The sequence below is a fragment of the Nocardia sp. CA-128927 genome (assembly GCF_050955855.1).
GTDB lineage: Bacteria > Actinomycetota > Actinomycetes > Mycobacteriales > Mycobacteriaceae > Nocardia.
This window is the reverse complement of sequence record NZ_CP192087.1, coordinates 6,161,633-6,185,727: the sequence shown is the minus strand read 5'-3', so window position 1 is coordinate 6,185,727 and position 24,095 is coordinate 6,161,633. Positions and strand designations below refer to the sequence as shown.

The window sequence follows — 24,095 nt, the reverse complement described above, 5'->3', positions numbered from 1 at the left end:
GTGCTGACCTGAAGAGCGATACCTGGGAGGATTCGTGGACATTACCGACCTGATCCTCGACGACCACCGTGAGCAACGGCGGCTCTTCGCGATTCTGGAGCAGATCGACCGTGCGGAGACCGGCGTGCTGTCCGCGATCTGGGGCAGGCTGGCCGCCTTCCTCGAGCTGCACGCGCTGGCGGAGGAGGAGATCTTCTACCCGGCGCTGCTGCAGGTGGGTATCGCGGCCCGGCGCACGGCCCGGGTGGAGGACGAGACATTCGACGCTATCCACGACCACAACGAGATCAGGGACGCGATCGCCGAAGTGGCGCAGCATCAGGTCGGCACCGATGCCTGGTACGCGGCCGTGGCGGCAGCAAACCTGGCCAACAGCGATCACATGGCCGAGGAAGAACGCGAAGGCCTCACCGACTTCCGCCGCCTGGCCCGGCTGACGCGCCGCCATCAGCTGGCCGTCGCCTTCGCCGCCTACGAGGCGCGGAACTACGCCGGCGTCGAGCCCGTCGACAAGGACCCCGCCGCCTACGTCCGAGCGGCCGAGCAGAAGCTGCGACCGCCCGTGCGCGGATCGCTGAATGTCGGCGGCCTGAAACAGAATTGACCACTGGTATTCCAGCCAGCTGGCTGCTGTCATCCAGCTGGTCGACGGGGGCGAAAAGCATCGTCCCGCAATAGATTCGTGGGTCCAGGTGTTTCAAGCCATTGGTGCCCGCGGATTTTCGCTCGCGCGGGCTTGGTCGCTAGTGGGCGGCGCATAGCCGAGCTAGCAGAGTGAAGATAGGAATGAGACATGGCTGAATTCCGCTTCGGCGTCAACATGGCGTTCCCGGGCACGCGTGCCGAGTGGGTGGACAAGGCGCGCCGCGCGGAAGCGCTCGGTTACGACGCTTTCGCGGTGCCGGATCATCTCGGCATGCCCGCGCCGTTTCCGACGTTGCTGCTGGCAGCGGAGGCGACCGAGCGAATTCGGTTGACCACCTTCGTGTTGAACACCCCGTTCTACAATCCGGTGCTGCTGGCCCGGGATGTTGCCGCGCTGGACCAGTTCAGCGGCGGCCGGGTCGAGCTGGGGCTGGGCGCGGGCTATGTGAAGGACGAATTCGACGCCGCCGGTATCCCGTTCCCCAGCGCGGGCGCTCGCATCGACCACGTCGAGCAGACCGTGCTCACCCTGCGCAAGCTCTACTCCGACCCCGACTACCAGCCCGCGCCCGCTCGTCCGGAGGGCCCGCCGGTGCTGATCGCCGGATCGGGAAATCGGTTGCTGGGCATGGCCGCTCAGCATGCCGACGTGGTGGGCCTCCCCGGAGCCGCCTTCACCGAGTCCGGTCTGATGCGGGCCGCAAGCGCGGAGGAGGTCGGCGAACGCACCGAGTACGTGCGCGGTCTGCTCGGCGAGCGTCGCGAGCGGGTGGAACTCAACCTGTTGGTCTGGGCGGTAGCCGCCCCGTCGGAGCGTGACACCCTGGGTGACCGGGTGCGCCAGCTCCTGCCCGGATTCACCGACGATCAGATCGGCGCCGCACCCGCGGTCATGATGGGCACGCCACAACAGATCGCCGACAGCGTGCGCGAATGCCGAGAGCGTTACGGCATCACCTATTTCACGGTGGTGGAACCGGATCTGGAGCGATTCGCACCGGTCATCGAACTGCTGAAATAGCCGCTGCCCGGTGGGGTGCGGCCGGACAAGCCGCACCCCTGGAAGATCAGGCCGGGTTGTCCTCGGCCGCGACGTCGACGATCCAGGTGACACCGAAGCGGTCGGCCAGCATCCCGAAGGCGGGCGCCCACTGAGCGGGCCCGAACGGCTCGATCACGGTCGCGTCCTTGGCGAGGCCCTCCCATATCGGGGTGACCTCGTCGACGCTCTCGCCGCCGACGGAGAGGAAGAACGGCTCCTCGGTGATCGTGGTGCCGTTCTCGCGACGCGTGGTGGGCTTGCCCGGCACGGCAGGAACGTCCTGACCGGGCACGTCGTAGGCCATCACCCGGAACCCGTTGTCGGCGACGATCTGGCCGAACACGACGTTCGTGGCGCCGGGCAGTTCGGCGGGCATCCCGAAGTCGGCGTAGGTGGCGATGGTGAGCTGCCCGCCGAACACCGACTGGTAGAACTCGAGGGCTTCGCGGGCTTGGCCGTGGAAGTTCAGGTGGGCAACAGCGTTGAGCGACATAGTGTTCCGGTCCTTCACGGGTGGGTTCGTCACCGGTGACTTCCGGCGACTGAGTTCACGGTGTCACCAGTACCGGACAGGGAACGTCCGCTACTCGTGGCAGCCTGGAGACATGCCCCTCGCTTCCTCGACGACGACCTCCAGCAGACTGCTCTCGCTGTTGTCCCTGCTGCAGGCCCGCCGCGACTGGCCGGGTGGTCTGCTCGCCGAGCGGCTGGGCGTCAGCGACCGGACGGTGCGCCGCGACGTCGACCGGCTGCGCGAGCTCGGTTACCCCGTGCAGGCGGTCAAGGGACCCGATGGTGGCTACCGGCTCGAGGCGGGCCACCACGTGCCGCCGTTGCTGTTCGACGAGGACCAGGCGGTCGCGCTCGCGGTGGCGCTGCGGATCGCCGTCGGGACGGGCGCGGGCATCGAGGAGGCGGCCGCGCGGGCGTTGGCCACTGTGCGTCAGGTCCTGCCGTCCCGGTTGCGTCAGCGCGTCGACGCACTGGAGATCAGCGCGGCCGAGCGCGGTGCCGATCCCCAGGTCGACACCGGTGTCCTACTCACACTGAGCGCCGCCGTCCGCGCCGGAGAGGAACTGCGGTTCGACTATCACTCGCCCGGCCGCCCCGAAGACACCGAGCCGCGCCCGCCCCGCCGGGTACAGCCGCACCACCTCGTGGTCCGGACCGGACGCTGGTACCTGGTCGGCTGGGATCCCGAGCGCGCGGACTGGCGGATCTACCGCGCCGACCGGATGACTCCGCGTGTCCCGAACGGACCGCGCTTCCCACCCCGCGAGGTGCCGGACGGCGACGTAGCCGTCTTCCTGTCGGCCCAGTTCAAGGGCTCCGAGAGCGCGGACACCTGGCCTTGCCGCGGCGAGGTGATCCTCGATCTCCCCGCGACGGAGGTGGCACCGTTCGCAGGCGACGGCATCGTCGAGGAACTCGGCACCCGAACCAAGCTGACCACAGGGTCCTGGTCCTGGGCCGCCCTCGCCGCAGCGCTGGCCCGCTTCGACACCGAGATCGAAGTGATCACCCCGCCGGAGTTGCGTGCGGCATTCGCCGAACTGTCCCGCCGCGCAGACCGTGCCGCGGGAACCGGATAGCCCGCCGAACTGCTGCCGTCAGTCGGAATCGCTGTCGACCTGAGCACGGATCCAGGCGAGATTCGCGCGCATACCGTCTGCCCATTCCGCCAACCGCCGCGCGATGATCCGCCCTTCGAGGTCTGGTGTCGCGGTGATCGCGGGAGTCAACCCCGACGGGGCAGGACCCATGCGCGCCCACTGCCGCACGATCACCCCGGCCCGCGCCGAGTCGATCTCGAAAGCCCAGGTGGCACTGGTCCCGTCGTCGGGACCGAGCACTCGCCAGACCCAGCGACGCTGAGGTTCGACTTCGACGACTTCGCAGACGGTTTCCCAGGATCCGAGCGCAGGATGATCGTTTCGGCCACGAAACCGCGCCCCCGGCTCGACCCGGTCCGCGGTTCCCTCCCATTCGACCGACGCCAGTTCGGTAGAGCACCGTACCGGCAACTCGATGTCGGTGACCAGGGCCCAGGCGGTCTCGCCGTCGCATGGAATCCGTTCCGCCACTTCGACAGTGGGACAGTCTCGATAGCGCATCCACACCCTTCCCTTCGGCTTCGATCCGAACTCTCTATACGCTATTGCCACTATGGCCGAGGAGGCACGATGCGTATCGGTGTGCTGATCGAACCACGACTGCCCGGCGCCGTGGAGTTCGCCGTCGCGGCGGAGCAGGCCGGGGCGTCGTCACTGTGGGTCGCGGAGGTGTGGAGCTATGACGCGCTCACCGGACTGGCCTATCTGGCGGCCAAGACTTCATCAATCCGGTTGGGGACGTTCGTAGTTCAGCTCGGATCGCGCACGCCCGCGCTGTTGGCGACGTCGGCCCTGAGCCTGCAGGAGCTTTCCGGCGGACGATTCGACCTCGGTATCGGTGTTTCCGGGCCGCGCGTCATGGAGGGGTGGCACGGCGTCCGGTTTCGCCGTCCGGTGCAGACCACCCGCGAGACGATCGAGATCATCCGGACGGTGAGTCGCGGCGAACGCCTCGAGCATCCCGGTGCGATCTATCCACTACCGCTGCCGGACGGACCCGGGCGGGCATTGCAACCGATGATTCGCCCGGCCCACGTCCCGATCTACAACGCGGCCATGGGTCCCCGAAACCTGCGGCTGACCGGCGAGCTGGCCGACGGCTGGCTCGGCAATGCCTTCATCCCCGAAGCCGCCGAGGTCTTCCTGGACCCGTTGCGCGAGGGCGCAATTCAGGCCGGCCGCACACTATCCGAGCTCGACCTGGTAGCGCCGGTCGCCGTCGAGATCACCGACGACGACCAGACGACGGCCCAGGCGATCGACAAACACGCCGAGGGATACGCGTTCACCATCGGTGCCATGGGCGAAGGCGGCCGAAACTTCTACAACGATGCCTTCACCCGCCTCGGTTTCGGCACGGCGATCGAGCAGGTCGCCGAACTGTGGCAGTCCGGCGACAAAGCCGCCGCGCGCCGCGCCGTTCCCCGCGAACTCGGTGAACTGACCAACCTCATCGGAACTCCGACGCGGATCGCCGAGCGATTGACTCACTATCGCGCCGCCGGAATTACCAGCCTGCTGGTCAAACTCGACGGCGATTACCAGCACCAGCTGTCGACGTTACGTCAACTGATCGCCATCGAATCTCGCGTCGCGGATTGACGCGTTTACTGCGCCTTGCCCAGACCGAGGTCGGGGAGCAGCGTGAACGCGCCGGGCGGGCTCGGTTCGGCAGGCTGAGGTGCCTTTGTCTTGCTGCCCGGTGTGATGGCGGTTGTGGTGAAGGTCGGTACCGGGGACGGGTAGCACGACACCGGAACGTTTACCGGGAACGGACCCGCTTGCGCGTTGACGACCATTGTCAAGCCCGGATTGGCGTAACTGGTACCGGCCAGCGTGGTCGTGATCGAACCGGAGTTACCGGCCGTCACGTTCACGCCGAGTGTCGGCAATGTGAACGTCGAACCACCGGGGAGCCGGTCGGTAACTTTGATTGCCGCGTTGCCACCGCTGGTGTCGATCGTGGCTTTGACGGTGCCGCCGGACAGCGACGAGGACACATAGGTGGAATTGGTCGGGAACGGGGCAATCAGTTTCAGATCACGGACGTAATTGATTTTGTATCCGCCCTGATTGCTGGGAATCTGTCCCTGGCCGGAAACCAATGTGATGGCCACCGCGGCACCGGGCGGCGTGGTAGCCGGTGCGGTTCCGGTGACCTGCATGGTCATCGTGGATTCCTGCGGGGAACCGATCGGCGGCTTGGCCTGACACTTGAAGTTGACGGTCACCGGGTCCGCCGAAGCGGGCCCCGCCAACAGCGCGGGCGCAAGCGCCAGCGAGGCGAGAGCCGAGATTGCGGAAATACGAACAAGTTTTGCCGAATGTGTTTTCATCACCATTCCTCGTGAATATCGTGAGCGCACGGACGACCGCAATGAGCCGGACGTGACAGCGAGTAGTGAAGAAACAAACCAACCATCCGAAATTCGAATGCTTCTGATTTGGTACAACGATTATGTGCAGAGTGCACGGTGCAGATAAAGCAGACTGACTGGGGATCTGACTGGGGAATCCCCACCCACGTTTCTCGTGATTAGCCCTTGCGGGCAAGGCATCTGGGCCAGATTGGGAGTCGAGAGTCTTCCGCACCGTCAGGAGGGGCGTCGCGCGGCCATCATGTTGTTGGGAACCTTCGACACCAAGGGGGAGGAGTATGCGTACGTCTGTGCCCACTGCTCCCGACGACGTTGCTGCGCAGCGGGTTCGGCGACCGGCACCGCCAGCAGCAGGCGCTGGGTATAGGGCGATCGAGGTTCGGTCAGCATCTGTGCGGTGGGACCTTGTTCGACGATGGCACCATCGCGCAGCACGACGACGTGGTCGGCCAGTTGTTGGACGATGGCGAAATCGTGCGTGATGAACACCGCCGCGAATCCGAGTTTGGACTGTAGCCGCCGGATCAGCGCCAGGACCGACGCTTGGACGGCCGCATCGAGGGCGCTGGTCGGCTCGTCCAGCACGAGGACATCGGGTTGGACGGCCAGCGCGCGGGCGATGGCAACGCGCTGGCGCTGTCCGCCGGAGAGCTGGCGCGGGTAGCGCGTGATCAACTCGGGGTCGAGCGACACCTCGTCGAGGAGTTCCTCGGCTCGTTCGCGTCGCTGTCTGCTGTCGAGCGTGGTGTGTACGAGCAGCGGTAGTTCGATCGTTTGCAGCACCGTGTGCTGCGGATTCAACGAGGACATCGGGTCTTGGAACACCACGCCGAGCTGTTTGCCGAGGGCCCGGCGGCTGCGCTTCTGCAGCACCGGAATCGGCTCACCGTTCAGGGTGACCCGGCCCGCGGCGGGGGTGACCAGCCCGCACAGTGCGCGGCCCAGCGTCGACTTTCCGGCACCGGACTCGCCGACGAGGGCCACGATTTGATGTTCGCGGACAACGAGATTCGCGTCCCGCAAGGCGGTGAACCTGGCACCTGCCTTGCGGTAGTCGACGGTGAGGTGCTCGACTTCGATGACCGGCTTCGCCTGCTCGGTAACAGAACTCGGTGTCGGCGACTCGAGCTGCAACACCGCTTCGAGTAGCGTTTTCGTATAGTCCTGCTGCGGGGTGATGAGTACTTGCCGAGCCGGCCCCGCCTCGACCGGACTGCCGTTGCGGAGCACGACGACGTCATGGGCCAGGTCGGCGACAACGCCCATGTCGTGCGTGATCAGCAGAATGGCGATGTCGTTGTCCTGCTGCAGCTCTCGAAAGAGCTGTAGCACCTCGGCCTGCACATTCGCATCGAGTGCGGTGGTCGGTTCGTCGGCGATGATCAGTTGCGGATCGCGGGAGATCGCCATCGCGATCATGGCGCGCTGCAACTGACCGCCGGAGATCTCGTGCGGATAGCTGGCCGCCACCCGCTCCGGATCGCTGATCTTGACTCGGTCGAAGAGCTCCAGCACCAACGAATCAGCCTGCGGCTTAGTGTATTTGCGGTCGGTGCGGATCACCTCGCGCAGTTGCTGCCCGATCCGGTACACCGGGTCGAACGCCGCCGCCGGATCCTGGAACACGACCCCGACATCGCTCCTACGTACCTGCCGGAGCGCTTCGGGCTTCATCCCGAACAGGCTCTTTCCCGACAGCGCCACGGTACCGGCGGTTGTCGAGCCCGGCGGCAGCAAGCCGAGCACCGAGAGGGCGGTGAGTGACTTGCCGGAGCCGGATTCCCCCACCAGCGCAAGGGTTTTGCCGCGCTCGATCTCGAAACTCAGGTCGCGCACAATGGTTCGGTCATTGATCACGATACCGAGCTCGTGGATTGCCAGGACCGGCGGTGTTGTCATTGCGCGAGCGAGACTTTGAAGTACACCGGGTAGGCGGGGAACGGCGGCACGTAGAAGTTGCGGACGGCACTGCCGTAGATGAAGGTGTTCACCGAGTTGATCAGCGGAACATTGGCGACATCACCGGTGACGATCCGGTCGATCTCCAGCCACAGTTCACCGGCCCGCTTCGGGTCGACCTCGGCGGTGGCGCGCGCGATCAGGTCATCGACCCTCGGATTGCTGTAGCGCGAGATGTTGAAGCCGCCATTGCCGATCTCCGAGGTGCCGAAACTGGGCTGCAACATCGAAGCGGCACTGGGGAAGTCGGCCTGCCAGCTGGCCAGCGCCAGGTCGTAGCCGGAGCCATCCTTGTGCATGGTGACATCGTCGTAGCTGGCGTTGTCGAGAGCCTGGATGGTGACGCGGATACCCGCGCGGCGCAAGCCTGCCTCGATGGCCTGACCGCCCGCGGAGTTCGTCGCGTCGTTCTTGGTCACGAGCACGAGGTCGATACCGTTGGGGTGTCCCGATTCGGCGAGAAGTTGCTTCGCCTTCTCGACGTCACCCGTCGGTTGTGCCGGGAAAGCGTCGAACTTCTGGTAACCGGGGATCGCCGGTGGAATGTTGGTGGTCGCGTAGTCGCCGCGGGACTCACCGCCGAGCGAGGTTCGGAACGCCTGCTTGTCCGTCGCGTAGAGGACGGCCTGACGGACCTTCGGATCGTTGAGCGGTGACGTGCTGACGTTGATCTGTAGCTGATAGAGCGATCCGCCACCGGCCTCGGCTATCCGGTCTTTCGCCGAAGGATTCGAACGAACCAGCGGCAGTTGCGAAGCGGGCACGAACGAGGCGGAGAACGCCGTTTTGGCCGCACCCGTATCGGCGATCAGCTCCTGGCTGATCGTCGTCTGCTGCATACCGAGCTGGAAAATCACGCGATCGGGACCGGCCGTCCGCACGGTATCGTTCTTCGGATCCCAGTTCGGATTTCGCACGAGGACAACCTCGGAGGCTTTATCGAACTTCTCGACCTGGTAAGGGCCGGATGCGATGGGCGCCTGGAAGTACGTCGCCGGGTTGTCCTTCGCCCTCGGCACGGGCGTGAACGCCGGTTGCGAAGCGATCCAGGGGAAGTCGCCGAACGGCTTGTTCAGGTGGAAGATCACCGTCTTCACATCGGGCGTCTCGATGGAGTCGAGCGACTTGCCGCTGTACGGACCGTCATACGCTTCACCACCCTGGAGCAACGTGCGGTGGTAGGTGAAGCCGCCCGCCAGCAATGGCGCGAACGAACGCTCCAGACCGTACTTGATATCCGCCGAGGTGATCGGCGAACCGTCCTGGAACTTCAGGCCGTCTTTGAGGGTGTACTTCCAAGTGCGTCCGCCGTCGGTGGTCGTGCCGGTATCGGTGGCGAGATCCGGGATCGGCTTCATCTCCTTGCCCGGTTCGGCCTGCCAGGTGGTGAGCCGCCGCGCGATGAAACTGAGCGAGGTGATGGCCAAGTTCGTCGACTTGGCCGGATCGAAGTTGAAGTCGGTATTCGACGACAAGATCCGCAGCGTCCCGCCCTTCTGCGCCGGGACGGATTGGGTGGTGCCCCGGGCGCCGTCGGTCGGGTTGGCATTGCAGGACGTTACCGCCAATGCCACGGCCAGCGCGGCGGCGGCGAGCGCCGACTTCGATTGTTTCTTCATCACTTCACCCTGGGATCGAGCAGTCCGAGAACCGCGTCTATGAGGAAATTGGCGACCAGAACGATCGCGGCGGAAAAGATGGTGACCCCGACGATTACCGGGAGATCGACGGTATGGACCGCATCGATGAGGAGGCGGCCCAGGCCGGGCATGCCGAAGACCTGTTCGGTGATGACCGCCCCGCCCAGTAGCGCGCCGAGATCGACCGCGAACAATGTCAGAATCGGCGCGAGAATGTTGCGCACCGCGTGACCGAAGACAATGCGCCGCTCAGCCAGGCCGTTCGCCCGCGCGGTGCGAATGAAGTCCTCGCGGAAGATCTCGATCAGCTGGTTGCGCGAAATGCGTGCGTACATGGTCGCATTCACGAGCGCGAGCACGACCCACGCCGCGACCAGGTGCCAGGTCCACTGCACGACGCCCGAGCTCAACGGCACATAGCCGCTCACCGGAATGACGTTGAGCGTGAACCCCAACAGCAGCACCACCAGGAGACCGAGCAGATACGTCGGTGTCGACAGGCCGAGTGCGGCGAACGAGGTGACGGCTCGATCGGTCAGCTTGCCCTGTCGCCGGGCCGCGACCAATCCCGCACCGACACCGAGGATCAGCCACAACACTCCCGCACCGACCGCGATGGACAAGGTGATCGGGAAGCGCTCGAAGATCAGCGAGGCCACCGTCTCGTTCTGCTGAAAGGAGTAGCCGAAACACGGTGCGGCGCAGTGGATCGTCGCCAAGCCCGACCCGTAACTGCGACCGGCTACGACACCGGCGATGAAGTCGAAGAACTGCTGGTACCACGGATGGTCGAGGCCCATATACAGCTGTGCTTTGAGCAGATTATCCGGGGTGCAAGGCTTTCCGCACGCGAGCTGAGCCGGATCGGCAGGCAGCAGGTAGAACACCGCATAGGTCGCGAACGCGACGATGAGCAGCACGCCGAGCGCGACCAGCAGCTTCACCGCCACCGACGACAGTAGACGGTTCATGATCGTCCACCTCATGCCGGGTTGAACGCATTCCGTAGACCGTCACCCACGAGGTTGAACCCCAATGTCAGCAGGACCAAGGCGATTCCAGGAAAGATCAGGAACCACGGATCTGTTTGCACCCACGCGACCGCGTCGCCGATCGACCTACCCCACGACGGCGTCGGCGCGGGCACGCCCACCCCCAGAAACGACAGTGACGCCTCGGTCGCGATGAGCCCCGGCATGCTCGTGGTCGCGAAAACCACAACCAGCGCACGCAGATTCGGCAGCACCTCGCGGGCCAGGGCATGCAGCGGCGAAACTCCGATCACCAGCGCGGCTCGGACAAAGTTACGGTTGCGCAGCGACAAGGTCTGCGCCCGAATCACTCTCGCCATTCCGGGCCAGCCGAAGATGCCCACGATGAACACCACGAGTACCGGGCGCGGGAAGGTGGCAGGCAGCACCGCGCTGAGCGCGATCATGAAGAGCAGGGCCGGAAATCCGAAGAGCACGTTGATCGCGCCGGAGAGGATCCGATCCACCCAGCCGCCGAGGAATCCGGCGGTCACGCCGATCACGAGGCCGAGCATGGTCGATATGGCCAGCGCACCGAGCGCGATGAACAGCGACGTCCGGGTACCGGCAACGATGACTGCCAACAGATCTCGACCGGTCAACGGCTCGACACCCAACGGGTGCGCGGCGCTCGCACCGCCGAAACTGCCGGACGGCACGCTCTGCGCGTCCAGGGTCTTGGCATGGAATGTGTACGGATCGATATCGAGCAGGCCGTTGATCAACGGCGCGAAAGCCGCGACGACGACGAAGAACCCGACCACGATGAGGCCGAACATGCTCCAGCGATCGCTTGAAAACTGATACCAACGCGACCGCAACGAGCTCCTCAATTCATCGGATGTCTGCGTCACTGTAGGCAAGGAGCTAGGGGAGATCTACCGATTCCATCAGCGCGATCCTAATTCGGCAGCACTGCGCAAAAGTGCTTTCTATCAGCGTGTTTCGTCACATGGAGGTGGATCCGGAGCTGCGGCAAGGTGGGCGGGCAGGCTGCCGCGGTGGATCGGCGGCATGCATAAAGCCATGGCGTGTCCGGTGGAGTCGAATGTATAGTTGGCAGAAGCAACTAGTTATTGGAGCTAAGCAAGTCTCGTAGTGCGCAAGAAGGTGAATCGCGATGACCGCTGCCGGTGCCGTCGACGACGCCGATCGGCTCGGCGCGCAGCTGGTCCGGTTCGTGCGACTGATCAACCGGACGAAAACGCAGCTGTCCAAGCACGGGCCGGACGGCTTGGAGCGGCTCGCCTACGCGGTGCTGTTCTGCCTGGTGCACGACGGTCCGCAACGTACCGGCAAGCTGGCCGATCAACTGCACTCGGAGATCTCCGCGATCAGCAGGCAGACCAGATCCCTGGTGGAACACGGCCTTATCGAGCGCCGGGCCGATCCGGTAGACGGTCGCGCGTGCGTGCTCGCGGCCACCGCGGAGGGCGTGCGGGTCTTCGAGCGCAACCGCCGACAGCGCAACCTCTGGATAGCCGAACTCCTTGCCGACTGGCCTGTCGAGCAACGATCCGTGCTGATCGACCTGCTCGACCGATTCAATACCGCGATCGAAACCACCCCGCTCAGTGTCGCCGACCCCAAATAGGTTCTGAAATATGACGAATCCGACCACCCAGGCACCGCCGGACTCGACTGCCGCTGTGCGAGCGTCGCTCTCGCACCGGCAGATCATGACGATCCTGTCCGGCCTGCTGCTCGGCATGTTCCTGGCCGCACTGGATCAGAACATCGTGAGCGTGGCGATCGTGCGGATCGCTAACAGCCTGCATGGTTTCAACGAACAAGCCTGGGCCACCACGGCCTACCTCATCACCGCGACCATCAGCACCCCGCTGTACGGCAAACTCGCCGATATCTACGGGCGGAAGCCGTTCTATCTCACCGCGATCGGGATCTTCGTGCTCGGCTCGGCCGCGTGCACGTTCGCGACCTCGATGTACCAGCTGGCCGGCTTCCGCGGCTTCCAGGGGCTCGGCGCGGGTGGTCTGATGTCGTTGGCGTTCACCATCATCGGCGATATCGTGCCGCCCCGCGAACGGGTGCGTTATCAGGGCTACTTCATGATGGTCTTCGGTAGCGCGACGGTGCTGGGCCCGGTCCTCGGCGGCTGGTTGTCCAGCTACGACAGCCTCGGCGGGATCGACGGCTGGCGCTGGGTGTTCCTGGTCAACGTGCCGATCGGCGTGATCGCGCTGGCCGTGGTCTTCCGAGTGCTCAATACGCCACATCAGCGACAGAATCATCGGGTCGATTGGTACGGGGCGGTGGCGCTGGCGATCTGTGTGGTGCCGTTGCTGATCGTCGCGGAGCAGGGGCGCGGCTGGGGCTGGGGGTCGAACCGCGCGATCATCTGCTACGTGATCGGGGGCGTCGGACTGCTGCTGTTCGTCGTCATCGAGTATCTGATGAAGGACGCGGCGCTGATTCCGTTGCGGCTGTTCAAGAGTTCGACGTTCAGCGTCACCATTGCCGGTGGCTTCATCGTCGGCGTCGCGATGTTCGGCGCGCTCTCCATGGTTCCGCTGTATTGGCAAGTGGTGCGCGGCTATTCGCCGACGAAGGCGGGTCTGCTGATGCTGCCGCTGGTGGCGGGCATCATGATCGGTTCACAGATCGCCGGGCGCGTCACCAAGATCACCGGCCGATACAAGTTCCTGCCGGTGGTCGGCACCTTCGTAATCGCGTGTGGCGCGGCGCTGTACGCGCAGGTGCTCTTCGACAGCCCGGTGTGGCAGCCGCTGCTGTACAGCGGCATCATCGGGTTCGGTCTCGGTGGCTGTATGCAGACGCTGATCATCGCGGCACAGAACGCGGGACCGCCCTCCGATATGGGGGTGTCCACCGCGTCGGCGACCTTCTTCCGGCAGATGGGCGGCACGCTCGGCGTCGCGGTGTTCCTGACGATCATGTTCAACCTGTTGCCGCACAAGATCATCGATGCGTTCGGCGGGCGGCTGCCGCCCGGATTCGCGCCTGACCAGCTCGACAGCCTGCAGAGCAACACAAGCGGTATTGCCGCACTGCCGAGCGAGGTAAAGCAGCCGATCCTGATCGGCTTCACCGATTCCCTGCACGGGGTCTTCTACTCCGCTGCCGCGGTGGCGCTATTGGCCTGTGTGGTCCTGCTTTTCATGAAGGAGATTCCGCTCCAAGATGCCGGGGCGCCGACTCCTGAGCCGAGTAAGAAGGTCGCGGCGAGCGCCGACTCGTGGGACGAGGCGCAGGTCTGGGAGGGTGCCGCCCAAGCGCTCAGCCAACCCGAACCGGTGCTGGCCGGCGCGGTCGGGCGCAGCAACGGCAGCCGGGCACAGCTGAGTCCGGGGGCGGTGACGCAACTGGCCGCGGCGCGTCCGGCGGCCGAGTTCTCCGCTCCCACAGGAGAAGCCGGTTCGATCGGCGGCAGCGTCCATCGTGAAGACGGTCACGCGGTAGCCGGTGCCGCACTGACACTGATCGACCAACGCGGACACCAGGTTTCGCGCGCAACCGGCGGTTCCGACGGCAGCTACCGCATCGACGCCCCTGCCGCGGGCAGATATGTGCTGATCGTGTCGGCGAGCGGGCTGCAGCCCGCGGCGGTGAACGTCACCATCGGCGAGCAGCCGCAGGCGCTGGACCTCACGCTGCTGGGATCCGGTGAACTCTCCGGCGTGGTGCGCACGGCCGGGCGCCATGCTCCCATTCCCGCCGCGACCGTCACGCTCACCGATATGCGCGGCGAGGTCGTCGGCGCCGCGGTCACCGACGCGGACGGCGCCTACCTCTGCCACGGCGTGCTCTCGGGCACCTACACCCTGGTGGCAGCCGCCGAACGCATGCGGCCCATTGCGATCACGCTCACCGTGCCCGACAGCGGACTGCTGCACCACGACGTCGAGCTTTCGCCGATGTCGGTGCTGGCCGGGTCGGCCTCGGCCAACGGACGGGTGGTGCCGGACGCATCCGTCACGGTGCTCGACGCGACCGGCGAACCGATCGCCACTACCCGCACCGACGAGAACGGCCAGTACGTCCTGCGCGATCTACCCGAGGGGCAATACACCGTGGTCGCCCGCGGCTATCCGCCCGTGACCAGCCAGGTCACCCTTGCCGGTGACGAGATCACGCACGATGTGCGGTTCGGCTACGAGGATGTGGAGGCGGTCGGCGTGACCACGGAGGATCCAGGCGTCTCGGAAACAGCTCGGCCATGACTGGGCTGACAGCGCGCATTCACACCGCGGACGGTTGGCCGGTGCCGGATGCGGTTTTGACGGTGACCGATATGAACGGCCGCCAGATCGCGCGGGCGGCCGTCGACGCCACCGGGTCGGCGCGCACCGAGCCGCTACCTCCCGGCACGTACACCGCCGTCGTGACCGCCCCCGGCTTCCGGCCGGTGGCGCAGATGGCCCGCGCCGCCGGCGACGGCGGGGGCAGGCTCGGTGAGATCACCATGGAACCGGAGGCGGGTGTGATCGCCACCCCGCCGCCTGGGCCGTGGACCATCGATCCGGTGCACTCGACCGTGATCGTCACCGCACGGCACCTGGGCATCGCCAGCATCAAGGCCCGCTTCGCCGAGGTCAACGGCCGACTGAACATCGCCGAGACATTCGACAAGTCAACCGGTTTCGCCGAAATCAAGGCCGCGAGCATCGACACCGGTATCGGCATGCGCGACGACCACCTGCGCTCCTCGGACTTCCTCGACACCGAGCGATACCCGGTAATCAGCTTCACCGGCAACAGTTTTCGCCGGACCGGCGGCGACACCTGGGTAATGGCAGGCGAACTCACCCTGCACGGTCAGGTCCACCCGATCGACCTCGATGTCACCTACGGCGGTTGTGGTCCCGATCCGTGGGGTGGCGTCCGCGCCGCCTTCCACGCGGAAACCCTGTTGCACCGCAACGATTTCGCCATCGACTACAACGTCCTCGTCCGCGCGGGCGTCGCCGCCGTCGGCACCACCGTCAAGATCGACCTCGATATCGAAGTGGTACAGGGCGAGCAGCTGCCGCAGATGTAGCGAACTATCGGCGGCTGCGCGTTCCCGCCCGGATCGCCGCGCCGTGTCGGCACCAATGGTGCTGCCCACCGGCGCAAACGGCCAGCCACCCCGTCGGCTCGCGCGCGTTGACGTTCCCGACCGTGGTGGACGCCCTGCTCCACTACAACCCCGTCGATGTCGATCACTCCGTGGTGCGCGAACTGCGAGTGCCGCGCACGGCGATCGGCGTGCTGGCCGGGATCGCGCTGGGACTGGCCGGTTCGATCATCCAGGGCGCCACTCGAAACCCGCTCGCGGACCCCGGGCTGCTCGGCGTCAACGCGGGCGCGGCCCTGTTCGTCGTGCTCGGAATCAGTGTGCTCGGCCTGAGCTCGGTGACCGGCTACGTGTGGTTCGGCTTCGCGGGCGCCGCGGTCGCGGGCGCGATCGTGTACTTCGTCAGCTCGCTCGGCCGCGACGGCGCCACGCCGATGAAGCTCGCGCTCGCGGGAGCCGCGGTGACCGCCGCCTTGCAGTCGGTGACCAGTGGGCTGCTGCTCACCGACACCACCACCTTCGATCAATACCGCTTCTGGCAGGTGGGCTCACTCGCCGAGCGCGACCTGCCGACCATCGGCCAGGCCGTGCCGTTCCTCGCGGTCGGCGTCCTGCTCTCGGTGATGTCGGCGCGCATGTTGAACGCGCTGGCGCTCGGCACGGATGTGGCTCGCGCGCTGGGCCAGAACGTGCTGGTCGCCCGCGGTACCGCCGCGCTCGCGGTGGTCATCCTGTGCGGCGCGGCGACGGCCATCGCCGGGCCCATCGCCTTCGTCGGCCTGATGGTCCCGCACGCGGCCCGGCTGATCACCGGTCCCGACCATCGTTGGCTACTGCCGTACTCCGCGGTGATCGCCTCGATCCTGCTGTTGGTCGCCGATGTGCTCGGCCGCGTCATCGCGCGACCCGCCGAGGTGCAGGTCGGTGTCATCACCGCGGTCATCGGCGGGCCATTGCTCGTCGTGCTGGTGCGCCGCCGCAAGCTGGTGCAGACATGACCGCCGTCGATGCGGCCGCGCTGGCCGCCGTCGTCCGCGCCCGACGCGGTGGCGCGACTCGGGCACGGCTGGTCACGCTCGCATTGTTCCTCGCGCTGCTGGTGGTTTTCGCGCTGACGCTCACCGTCGGCTCGTATTCGGTTCCGCTGAGCGAAGTTCCGGGCATTCTGTTCGGTGGCGGCGCCGAGCAAGACGCGTTCGTGGTCACCCAGCTGCGGTTGCCGCGCGCGGTCGCGGCCACGCTGGTCGGTATCGCGTTCGGCATCGGCGGCACGCTGTTTCAACGCCTGCTCCGAAACCCACTGGCGAGTCCGGATGTGATCGGGATTTCCCAAGGCGCGAGCGCCGCTGCCGTCGCCGGTCTGATCGTCTTCGGAGTGTCCGGCGCGACGCTATCGCTGGCCGCCTTCATCGGCGCGCTCGGCACGGGCGCGCTGATCTACGGCCTCGCGCGGCGCGGCGGGGTGAACGGCTTTCGCCTCGTGCTGGTCGGTGTCGGTGTGGGCGCGGTGCTGACCAGCGTCGTGTCGTACCTCATGACGTGGGCCGACGTCGCGCTCGCCCAGCAGGCGCTGGTCTGGATGATCGGCAATCTCAACGGCCGCAGCTGGAACCAGGTGCTGCCGTTGGCAATCGCGCTCGCGGTGCTGGTGCCCGCCGCGGTACTGCTCGCCCCCGCGCTCAACGGCTTGCAGCTCGGCGACGACGTCGCGGCCGGTCTGGGCCTGCGCGTCGAGTACACGCGGCTGCTGTTGCTGCTGATCGCCACCGCCAGTGTGGCTTTCGCGACGGCGGTGGCCGGTCCCATCGCGTTCGTCGCGTTCGTCGCGAACCCGATCGCCACCCGGCTGACCGGCGGCGGGCGTACCGCGTTGGTGCCTGCCGCGCTCACCGGCGCGCTGGTCACGCTGGCCGCTGATTTCGTCGGACAGCATCTGCTCGGCGCGCAACTGCCGGTCGGGGTGGTGACCGGCGCGGTCGGCGCGCCGTATCTGCTGTGGCTGCTCGCCGCGGCCAACCGCGCCGGGCGAGTCTGAAGGGGCTGGGCGTGTCTGAAAGGGATAGCGTGACACCAACTCTGCACACCGAGCACCTGCGGCTCGGCTATGGCCCGGTGACGATCGTGGACGACCTCACGGTGCGGATCCCCGAGGGCCGGGTCACGATGATCGTCGGCACCAACGCGTGCGGGAAATCGACCTTGCTGCGCGGCCTGGCGCGGCTGCTCGCACCCGCCCACGGCGCGGTCTATCTGGGCGGCGAGCCGATCTCCTCGTTGCGCAGCAAGGATGTCGCGCGGGTGCTGGGGCTGCTGCCACAGTCGCCGGTCGCGCCCGAGGGCATCACCGTCGCGGACCTGGTCGGTCGCGGTCGCTATCCACATCAGGGCATGTTTCGCCGATGGTCGCCCGACGACGACGCGGCGGTGGCGCGTGCACTGCAGGTCACCGACACCGTCGAGCTGGCGGCGCGCTCGGTCGACGAACTCTCCGGCGGTCAGCGGCAGCGGGTGTGGATCGCCATGGCGCTGGCCCAGCGAACCCCGATCATGCTGCTGGACGAGCCGACCACCTTCCTCGATATCGCCCACCAGGTGGAGGTCCTCGACCTGCTCGCGGACCTCAACAAGATCGACGGCACCACGGTGGTGATCGTGATGCACGACCTCAATCTGGCTGCCCGCTACGGCGATCACCTCATCGCCATGAAGAGCGGCCGGATCGCCTGCGAGGGCGCGCCATCGGACATCCTCACCGCGGAATTGGTCGAGGACGTCTTCGGCATGCCGTCCCAGATCATCCCGGACCCCGTGTCCGGTACCCCGATGGTCGTCCCGATCGGACGGCATCGCTCCGGCCGGGCCGCCGCGCCCGCAACCCGGTCTTAGGAAAGGAAGCACAGAATGGTCCGATGGACGAAAGCGGTGGTCGCGGTGGCCGCCGTCGCGCTGCTCGCCGCGTGCGGGTCCGATCCCGCCACCACCCCCGCGAGCGCGGGCGATACCGGTCACGGTGACAAGAATGTCGCCACCGGTGGCGCACAGTTCGCCACCGCCGATACCGAGACCGAGAAACTCAAGGCGGACGTCGGGCCCGGGGTGTTTCCGCGCACGGTCACGCAGGCCATGGGTCTGACTCGGATCGAGAAAAAGCCAACGCGGGTAATCGTTCTCGACTCCGGCGAGTTGGACGACGTCCTCGCGCTCGGTGTGACACCGGTCGGCATGGCCACCACGGCCGGACAGCAGGGGGTGCCGTCGTATCTGGCCGACCGCGTGCAGAACATCGCGACGGTCGGTCCGACCAACACGCTCGACCTCGAGAAGATCGCGTCCTTGAAACCGGACCTGATCCTGGGCAGCAAGTTGCGCGTCAACGATCTGTATCCGCAGTTGTCCGCGATCGCGCCGACCGTGTTCTCCATCCGGCCGGGCTTCCCGTGGAAAGAGAACTTCCTGCTGGTCGGCGCCGCACTCGGCGCGGAGGAGCAGGCGACGAAGCTGCTCAACGACTATCAGGCCAAGGCGAATCCGGTGAAGGCCAAACTGCCTGGCGCACCGACGATTTCGCTCGTGCGCTTCATGAGTGGCAACATTCGCCTGTACGGCAACAAGTCCTTCATCGGCGTCATCCTCAGCGATGTCGGCCTGCCGAGGCCGGCGAATCAGAACGTCGATGAGCTGGCGGTGCAGATCTCGAAGGAGAACATCGACCAGGCCGCCGGTGACTGGATCTTCTACTCGAGCTATGGCGCGGACTCCTCACCGGACCAGAAAGCCGTGACTGCGGGCCCGATCTGGCGGAACACGAGCGCGGTCAAGGCCGGGCACGCGATCGCGGTCGACGACGAGGTGTGGTTCCTCGGACTCGGTCCGATCGGCGCGATGCGGGTGCTCGACGACCTCCTCAAGACCCTGGCCTGAGCGTCTCGCACCACTGAGCCGAACTCCCTTGCTGTGCAGGGGAGTTCGGCTCTTCTCGTCAGCGGAAGTTCAGAATGAAGTCGAACGTCCCCTCTTTCCCCGCGGGCACGGCGCGCACCGTCATCAGCAATCGCCGGTCGAAGATGGAATCGGTGTTGTTTCGTGGCTCACCGGGGAAGTACAGCTGGGTGGTCAGCACCCGCTGATTGGGCGCCTGCACCTGGACATGGATATGCCGGGTTCGACCCGGGTACAGACCCGGCACGATGGTCGACAGACTGAACCGGCCATTCGCGTCGGTGTACTGATGGCCACGCCAGTTGAAGCCGGAGTTGTCGTAGGCGCCTGCGTTATCCGCCTGCCAGAAGTCGAGCAATGCCCGGTCCACCGGGCGGCAGGAACGGTTGAACACGTAGCCGCTGACCGTCAGGCGGACACCCGGCGCGCCGGGTAGCACCAGATCGCTCCGCAGGGGCGAGTCCGGCTTGAAGTAGGGGCCTTCGGTCTGTGCGATGGTGGCCGCGTCCCCGTCGTGGCAGGCGGGTGTCGGCTCGAGGTCGTCCGGCAGCGCCTGCGGGCTCTCACCCGGGTTACCGCTGCTGGTCGCGGCAGCGGCGGTCAGCGCGGCAGCGGCGGGTACGGCCAGTAGGCCTAGTTGCAGCAGGCGTTTGCGAGTGATCGCCTGGGGGAGTTCGGCGTCGTTGTCCGGAGCATGGTCGGTCGTCATGATCTTGATCTCCTCGTGGGAAAACGGGGTGGGCCGGGGTGTGCGGGGTTCGCATCCGGCGTTCGCGCCGTGTGCCTGTGGGCAGCGGTAGCGGACAGCTTTGGCGGTGACTTCGCCGCAGACGTGCCGCCGACGGTCCATCACGTGGCGTCGGCTGGGGCTGTTCCAAACACGTTGTCAGCGAATACATTTCGAGCTCTAATGTGACAGAAACGATAGGTCGCGCACGGCGGCCGGGCAAGGTCTGGATCGCTGACGCCGGATAAAGCGCGCACGCCGACGTCTCTTCGCAGGCGGGATCCGTTGTGTCATAAGGAAACTGGCGATGGCCATGCGTCCGGCGTGCGGACCACAGTGACTCCCCAGTTGTCGCGTAGCGCTCGGCAGTCCATCGATACCGACCCTTTGGTTGCGCCTCTGGACATCACGAGCTTCGAAATCCATGGGAACGTGAAGAATTGCGCTATAGCGACCCGAGTATCGCGCCGTCACCGGCGGAAGTCTTCGTCACCGAGTTCTCGACAACGATCGGATAACACCGACAGTGACACGTTCGGGAAAGCGGGCCAATTCCCCTGATGTGTGCATCAGAACTGCTCACCGCAGCTTTGTGGATTCGTCATCGAACTCGACCCATCCGCGACACGCGCGGCGACGAACTAGGAGGAACACTCGACCACTGCCGTTGTGCCTCACGATGAAAGGAGAACACGTGCTACGCATCAGCCCGATCCGCCCCGCTGTCCCATTGCGCCGCTCATGCCATGTTTTCCGAGACTTTCAACCGAAGCGAATCGAGGGCGCGCGGGGCTGGTAACCCATAGTGGCGTAACGATTTTCGATGTCGGAGATGGTGACATTCGAATGCTGACCGGGCTCGGCTCGGTCTTCGGGTCCGGTAGACATGGTCACAAGACCAATTTCGAGCGTCGCTCGGACGATCGGATCTGTGCAAGGATGTTCTGCGCACGGAGCACGTCCGCACCCGCTGTCGGGGTGCCTGCTGCAGGCCTGAATATCGTTCGTCCAGTGTGGCTATCGCTGAATTGGGAGGTCGAAGGTCGATGAGTTACCAACAACTATCGGGGCGCCCGTCGACTCTGGCGGACATCCTGGTGAGTCGCGCTGCCGAACAACCCACGCGAGTCGCTTATACGTTTCTCGACGGACGCGGTCACCGCGAAGTCGAGGATTACGCACTCCTGCTGGGTCGCGTGGTCGGCTTGGCGGCCCGGTTGCAGGAAATCAGTGCGCCGGGCGATCGAATCCTGCTGCTCTGTCCACCGAGCCTCGACATGGTGCACGCATTCTTCGCCTGTCTGCTGATCCGACGCGTCGCCGTGCCGCTGTATGTGCCGACCTCGCAACGACATTCCGACACGGTGCTGGCGATCGCGCGAGACAGTGGCGCCGTTGCTGTCATCGCGCCGCAGTCCGTCGCGTCCGTGGCTCGTGACCTGCTCGGTTGGCCCGACGAGAAGATCATCGACAGCGCGTCGACCGAAGACGGCAGCTCCTGGCGGCCGCTCGACACGCCGCCCCCCTCGGCCGATGACGTGGCACACCTGCAGTACACCTCGGGTTCCACCGGATTCCCGAAAGGTGTTGTGGTGCGTCACCGCAACCTCATGCACAACCTGGAGTGTCAACGGCGCGCCTTCGGCCACACCGAGCGCAGCTCGGCCGTCCATTGGCTGCCGCCGTCGCATGACATGGGCATGATTCTGGGCATTCTCTCGCCGCTCTTCGTCGGATATCCCGTGACGCTCATGTCGCCGTTGACATTCCTGCGTAATCCGCTCGTCTGGTTGCGTGCGATATCGGAGAACGCGAATACCACTGCGGGCGGGCCTAATCTGGCATATGGAATTTGCGCCGAGCGAGTTTCCCGCGCGGATGCCGAGCAGCTGGATCTGTCGCAGTGGGATGTTGCCTTCGTCGGTGCCGAACCGGTCAATCCGATTGTCCTGCGGACCTTTGCCGACAAGTTCGCCGTGAGCGGATTCCGCCCGGAGAGTTTCTTCCCCGGCTACGGGCTGGCCGAGGCGACTTTGTATGTGAGTGGTGGACCCGTCGGCTCGGGCCTGCGCACGCGTTCGTTCGCGAGCGAGGAACTGGAAAAGGGCTTCGCCGTGGAACAGTCGAATGGTCGAGAACTGGTCGATCTGGGGCCGGTCGGAGCGGGCACCGCGGTGCTGATCGATCCCGAGACACTTCGACGATCGGATCCAGGGCGGGTCGGCGAAATCTGGCTGTGCGGTGAAAGCGTCACTTCGGGCTACTGGAACAAAACCGAGGAGAGCGACCAGGCATTCTCGGCAGAGATCGCGAATGCGGAGGGAACACCGTATCTGCGTACCGGCGATCTCGGATTCATGGTCGACGAGCATCTCTTTGTCTGCGGCCGCCTCAAAGAAGTCATGATCATCAACGGGCGCAACTTGTTCCCGCAGGATATCGAGTGGAGTATCGAGTCCACCCATCCCAGACTTCGCCGTGGTGGCTGCGCCGCACTGTCGACCGAGATAAACGGCGAAGAGCGTCTGATCGTCGTACAAGAACTCGACGAGGAAATCGCGAACGACAGCGTCGCCGCCCTGGAGGAGTCGATCAGATCGGCGGTCAGTCGGGACCACGCCGTATCGCTGTATCGAGTGATCTTCGTCGACAAGGGCAAGGTGCTGAAAACGACCAGCGGCAAGATCCGTCGATCGCACCTGCGCCACTTGTACGTCAACGAGTCCGAATCGAGGGCCATATGAGCGAGCCGCGGGGCGACGCCGACACCACGACCTTCTTCCTGGAATGGGCGAGGCAGCGCCTAGGACTCGAGTCCGTGGACCCGCGGACACCGCTCACCGCACTCGGTCTCGACTCGGTCAGGGCCGCCGAGCTGCTGACGATCCTCGAGGACCGATTCGGCGTCGAGGTATCCGCCGAAGACATCTACGGCGGCATGTGTATCGCCGACGTGGTCGAGGAGGTTGCCCGACATCGTGACCCCGGCGTCCGGGTCGTCGCGGCGACGAGCGGCTCGACCGTGCAGTCTTCGCAGGTCGGTACGGGCATCGAGTTCGGTCTGTTCTTCTTCGCCAGCGACGCGCAGCATTCCGGTGCGCAGCGCTACCGGCTGTTGTTCGACAGCGCCCGCTTCGCCGACGCGCACGACTTCACCTCGATCTGGTTGCCGGAGCGGCATTTCCACAAGTTCGGCGGGCTGTACCCGAACCCCGCCGTCCTCGGTGCGGCGCTGGCGGCGATCACCGAGCGGGTGCGGATCCGGGCGGGCAGTGTGGTGCTGCCGCTGCACAACCCGGTGCGGGTCGCCGAGGACTGGTCGGTGGTCGACAACCTGTCGGACGGCCGGGTGGACGTCGCGTTCGCCACGGGCTGGAACCCCGACGATTTCGTACTGGCGCAACACAATTACCGCACCAGGGTCGACGTCATGCGATCCGGCATGCAGAGCGTCCAGCAGCTGTGGCGCGGTGAGCCGATCTCGCTGCCGAACGGCGTGGGTGAATCGCGATCGGTGCGCATCTTCCCGACCCCGATCCAGCCGGACCTCGCCACCTGGGTGACGTGCAGCGGCGGTGTGGAGCGCTTCGAGATGGCGGGCGAGCTCGGCGCGAATGTGTTGACCGCCTTGCTCTTTCAGAGCGTCGAGGAACTGGCCGACAAGATCACCGCTTACCGCAAGGCACGCGCCCGGCACGGCCACGAGTCCGGCGGAAAGGTCACGGTCATGCTGCACACCTTCGTCGGCGACGACGACGCCGTGGTGCGGCGGACGGTGCAGGGACCTTTCAAGCGCTACCTCGCGGATTCCGTCGATCTGTGGCGTCGTGGTGCGGAGGCCCTCGACGGCCTGGACGACAGGTCGCGAAACAAGGTGCTGGACTTCGCCTTCGAACGGTACTACCGAACCAACGGACTGTTCGGCACCCCTGATTCGGCGCTGCCGATGGTCGAAAGCCTGCACCGAGCGGGCGCCGACGAGATCGCCTGCCTCATCGATTTCGGCGTGGCCGAGTCGACTGTGCTCGACAGTCTCGAGTCGCTGGCCACGCTCGCGAACAAAGCACGTTCTCTTTGAGCTTC

At 65.8% G+C, this 24,095-nt stretch carries 21 protein-coding genes; 13 read left to right on the top strand and 8 right to left on the bottom strand.

Annotation, left to right across the window (positions count from 1 at the left end; translation table 11 throughout):
- Window positions 1–34: 34 nt before the first annotated feature.
- Both ACQPW1_RS28830 and ACQPW1_RS28825 read left to right on the top strand, forming a co-directional pair.
- Entirely contained in the window at window positions 35–604 is a 570-nt protein-coding gene (locus ACQPW1_RS28830) for a hemerythrin domain-containing protein (protein WP_433654843.1), read from the top strand.
- A gap of 189 nt (window positions 605–793) precedes the next feature.
- On the top strand, window positions 794–1,666 hold the full coding sequence (locus tag ACQPW1_RS28825; protein ID WP_433654841.1) for a TIGR03621 family F420-dependent LLM class oxidoreductase: 873 nt from the start codon (window positions 794–796) through the stop codon (window positions 1,664–1,666).
- Between the two features lie 46 nt (window positions 1,667–1,712).
- Here ACQPW1_RS28825 and ACQPW1_RS28820 read toward each other — a convergent pair whose 3' ends face one another.
- The gene (locus ACQPW1_RS28820) at window positions 1,713–2,180 is read right to left on the bottom strand and encodes a VOC family protein (protein ID WP_433654839.1); all 468 of its coding nucleotides are present in this window, start codon (window positions 2,178–2,180) and stop codon (window positions 1,713–1,715) included.
- A gap of 112 nt (window positions 2,181–2,292) precedes the next feature.
- On the opposite strand from ACQPW1_RS28820, the gene ACQPW1_RS28815 reads away from it, so the two are divergent.
- Window positions 2,293–3,279: a helix-turn-helix transcriptional regulator gene (locus ACQPW1_RS28815; protein WP_433654837.1), complete on the top strand. Its 987-nt coding sequence runs from the start codon at window positions 2,293–2,295 to the stop codon at window positions 3,277–3,279.
- A gap of 18 nt (window positions 3,280–3,297) precedes the next feature.
- On the opposite strand, the gene ACQPW1_RS28810 is transcribed toward ACQPW1_RS28815, so the two are convergent.
- Window positions 3,298–3,771 carry an SRPBCC family protein gene (locus tag ACQPW1_RS28810; RefSeq protein WP_433654835.1) on the bottom strand — a complete coding sequence of 158 codons (474 nt, stop codon included), beginning with the start codon at window positions 3,769–3,771 and terminating at the stop codon, window positions 3,298–3,300.
- A gap of 99 nt (window positions 3,772–3,870) precedes the next feature.
- Here ACQPW1_RS28810 and ACQPW1_RS28805 point away from each other — a divergent pair, with 99 nt between their 5' ends.
- Window positions 3,871–4,902 carry an LLM class flavin-dependent oxidoreductase gene (locus tag ACQPW1_RS28805; RefSeq protein ID WP_433654833.1) on the top strand — a complete coding sequence of 344 codons (1,032 nt, stop codon included), beginning with the start codon at window positions 3,871–3,873 and terminating at the stop codon, window positions 4,900–4,902.
- Window positions 4,903–4,907: 5 nt separating this feature from the next.
- Here ACQPW1_RS28805 and ACQPW1_RS28800 read toward each other — a convergent pair whose 3' ends face one another.
- The 5 genes from ACQPW1_RS28800 to ACQPW1_RS28780 all read right to left on the bottom strand — a co-directional run bounded on the left by ACQPW1_RS28800 (window position 4,908) and on the right by ACQPW1_RS28780 (window position 11,162).
- The gene (locus ACQPW1_RS28800) at window positions 4,908–5,636 is read right to left on the bottom strand and encodes a hypothetical protein (RefSeq protein ID WP_433654831.1); all 729 of its coding nucleotides are present in this window, start codon (window positions 5,634–5,636) and stop codon (window positions 4,908–4,910) included.
- A 258-nt stretch (window positions 5,637–5,894) separates the two neighbouring features.
- On the bottom strand, window positions 5,895–7,577 hold the full coding sequence (locus ACQPW1_RS28795) for a dipeptide ABC transporter ATP-binding protein (protein WP_433654829.1): 1,683 nt from the start codon (window positions 7,575–7,577) through the stop codon (window positions 5,895–5,897).
- Complete coding sequence (locus tag ACQPW1_RS28790; protein ID WP_433654828.1) at window positions 7,574–9,256, bottom strand: ABC transporter substrate-binding protein; 1,683 nt, start codon at window positions 9,254–9,256, stop codon at window positions 7,574–7,576. The genes ACQPW1_RS28795 and ACQPW1_RS28790 overlap by 4 nt, the downstream gene beginning before the upstream one ends.
- Window positions 9,256–10,248: an ABC transporter permease gene (locus tag ACQPW1_RS28785; protein ID WP_433654826.1), complete on the bottom strand. Its 993-nt coding sequence runs from the start codon at window positions 10,246–10,248 to the stop codon at window positions 9,256–9,258. The genes ACQPW1_RS28790 and ACQPW1_RS28785 overlap by 1 nt, the downstream gene beginning before the upstream one ends.
- Window positions 10,249–10,259: 11 nt before the next feature.
- Window positions 10,260–11,162, bottom strand: a complete 903-nt coding sequence (locus ACQPW1_RS28780) for an ABC transporter permease (protein ID WP_433654824.1) — start codon at window positions 11,160–11,162, stop codon at window positions 10,260–10,262.
- A gap of 266 nt (window positions 11,163–11,428) precedes the next feature.
- On the opposite strand from ACQPW1_RS28780, the gene ACQPW1_RS28775 reads away from it, so the two are divergent.
- From ACQPW1_RS28775 to ACQPW1_RS28745, 7 genes are read left to right on the top strand one after another with little or no spacing between them, the layout of a single operon-like run.
- Complete coding sequence (locus tag ACQPW1_RS28775) at window positions 11,429–11,902, top strand: MarR family winged helix-turn-helix transcriptional regulator (protein ID WP_433654822.1); 474 nt, start codon at window positions 11,429–11,431, stop codon at window positions 11,900–11,902.
- A gap of 10 nt (window positions 11,903–11,912) precedes the next feature.
- On the top strand, window positions 11,913–14,510 hold the full coding sequence (locus tag ACQPW1_RS28770) for an MFS transporter (protein ID WP_433654820.1): 2,598 nt from the start codon (window positions 11,913–11,915) through the stop codon (window positions 14,508–14,510).
- Window positions 14,507–15,328: a YceI family protein gene (locus tag ACQPW1_RS28765; RefSeq protein WP_433654818.1), complete on the top strand. Its 822-nt coding sequence runs from the start codon at window positions 14,507–14,509 to the stop codon at window positions 15,326–15,328. Before ACQPW1_RS28770 ends, ACQPW1_RS28765 begins: the two co-directional genes overlap by 4 nt.
- Window positions 15,329–15,342: 14 nt before the next feature.
- Window positions 15,343–16,344: a FecCD family ABC transporter permease gene (locus tag ACQPW1_RS28760; protein ID WP_433665362.1), complete on the top strand. Its 1,002-nt coding sequence runs from the start codon at window positions 15,343–15,345 to the stop codon at window positions 16,342–16,344.
- Complete coding sequence (locus ACQPW1_RS28755; protein ID WP_433654815.1) at window positions 16,341–17,381, top strand: FecCD family ABC transporter permease; 1,041 nt, start codon at window positions 16,341–16,343, stop codon at window positions 17,379–17,381. Before ACQPW1_RS28760 ends, ACQPW1_RS28755 begins: the two co-directional genes overlap by 4 nt.
- Window positions 17,382–17,392: 11 nt before the next feature.
- Window positions 17,393–18,232: an ABC transporter ATP-binding protein gene (locus ACQPW1_RS28750; RefSeq protein ID WP_433654813.1), complete on the top strand. Its 840-nt coding sequence runs from the start codon at window positions 17,393–17,395 to the stop codon at window positions 18,230–18,232.
- 15 nt (window positions 18,233–18,247) lie between these two features.
- On the top strand, window positions 18,248–19,267 hold the full coding sequence (locus ACQPW1_RS28745) for an ABC transporter substrate-binding protein (protein WP_433654811.1): 1,020 nt from the start codon (window positions 18,248–18,250) through the stop codon (window positions 19,265–19,267).
- A 58-nt stretch (window positions 19,268–19,325) separates the two neighbouring features.
- Here the strand turns inward: ACQPW1_RS28745 and ACQPW1_RS28740 are convergent, their stop codons facing one another.
- A complete protein-coding gene (locus ACQPW1_RS28740; RefSeq protein WP_433654809.1) occupies window positions 19,326–19,994 on the bottom strand; it encodes a dioxygenase in 669 nt (222 codons plus the stop codon).
- Between the two features lie 1,064 nt (window positions 19,995–21,058).
- On the opposite strand from ACQPW1_RS28740, the gene ACQPW1_RS28735 reads away from it, so the two are divergent.
- Both ACQPW1_RS28735 and ACQPW1_RS28730 read left to right on the top strand, forming a co-directional pair.
- Window positions 21,059–22,756, top strand: a complete 1,698-nt coding sequence (locus ACQPW1_RS28735) for a fatty acyl-AMP ligase (RefSeq protein WP_433654808.1) — start codon at window positions 21,059–21,061, stop codon at window positions 22,754–22,756.
- Complete coding sequence (locus ACQPW1_RS28730) at window positions 22,753–24,090, top strand: MupA/Atu3671 family FMN-dependent luciferase-like monooxygenase (RefSeq protein ID WP_433654806.1); 1,338 nt, start codon at window positions 22,753–22,755, stop codon at window positions 24,088–24,090. The genes ACQPW1_RS28735 and ACQPW1_RS28730 overlap by 4 nt, the downstream gene beginning before the upstream one ends.
- The last annotated feature ends 5 nt before the right edge of the window (window positions 24,091–24,095 follow it).

Excerpts from the sequence above, each read along its gene's own strand:
- ACQPW1_RS28825 (WP_433654841.1), top strand. The coding sequence starts at position 794 with ATGGCTGAATTCCGCTTCGGCGTCAACATGGCGTTCCCGGGCACGCGT.
- ACQPW1_RS28735 (WP_433654808.1), top strand. The coding sequence starts at position 21,059 with ATGAGTTACCAACAACTATCGGGGCGCCCGTCGACTCTGGCGGACATC.
- ACQPW1_RS28730 (WP_433654806.1), top strand. The coding sequence starts at position 22,753 with ATGAGCGAGCCGCGGGGCGACGCCGACACCACGACCTTCTTCCTGGAA.
- ACQPW1_RS28805 (WP_433654833.1), top strand. The coding sequence starts at position 3,871 with ATGCGTATCGGTGTGCTGATCGAACCACGACTGCCCGGCGCCGTGGAG.
- ACQPW1_RS28795 (WP_433654829.1), bottom strand. The coding sequence starts at position 7,577 with ATGACAACACCGCCGGTCCTGGCAATCCACGAGCTCGGTATCGTGATC.
- ACQPW1_RS28820 (WP_433654839.1), bottom strand. The coding sequence starts at position 2,180 with ATGTCGCTCAACGCTGTTGCCCACCTGAACTTCCACGGCCAAGCCCGC.
- ACQPW1_RS28800 (WP_433654831.1), bottom strand. The coding sequence starts at position 5,636 with ATGAAAACACATTCGGCAAAACTTGTTCGTATTTCCGCAATCTCGGCT.
- ACQPW1_RS28740 (WP_433654809.1), bottom strand. The coding sequence starts at position 19,994 with ATGACGACCGACCATGCTCCGGACAACGACGCCGAACTCCCCCAGGCG.
- ACQPW1_RS28755 (WP_433654815.1), top strand. The coding sequence starts at position 16,341 with ATGACCGCCGTCGATGCGGCCGCGCTGGCCGCCGTCGTCCGCGCCCGA.
- ACQPW1_RS28770 (WP_433654820.1), top strand. The coding sequence starts at position 11,913 with ATGACGAATCCGACCACCCAGGCACCGCCGGACTCGACTGCCGCTGTG.
- ACQPW1_RS28790 (WP_433654828.1), bottom strand. The coding sequence starts at position 9,256 with ATGAAGAAACAATCGAAGTCGGCGCTCGCCGCCGCCGCGCTGGCCGTG.
- ACQPW1_RS28775 (WP_433654822.1), top strand. The coding sequence starts at position 11,429 with ATGACCGCTGCCGGTGCCGTCGACGACGCCGATCGGCTCGGCGCGCAG.
- ACQPW1_RS28815 (WP_433654837.1), top strand. The coding sequence starts at position 2,293 with ATGCCCCTCGCTTCCTCGACGACGACCTCCAGCAGACTGCTCTCGCTG.
- ACQPW1_RS28765 (WP_433654818.1), top strand. The coding sequence starts at position 14,507 with ATGACTGGGCTGACAGCGCGCATTCACACCGCGGACGGTTGGCCGGTG.
- ACQPW1_RS28785 (WP_433654826.1), bottom strand. The coding sequence starts at position 10,248 with ATGAACCGTCTACTGTCGTCGGTGGCGGTGAAGCTGCTGGTCGCGCTC.
- ACQPW1_RS28745 (WP_433654811.1), top strand. The coding sequence starts at position 18,248 with ATGGTCCGATGGACGAAAGCGGTGGTCGCGGTGGCCGCCGTCGCGCTG.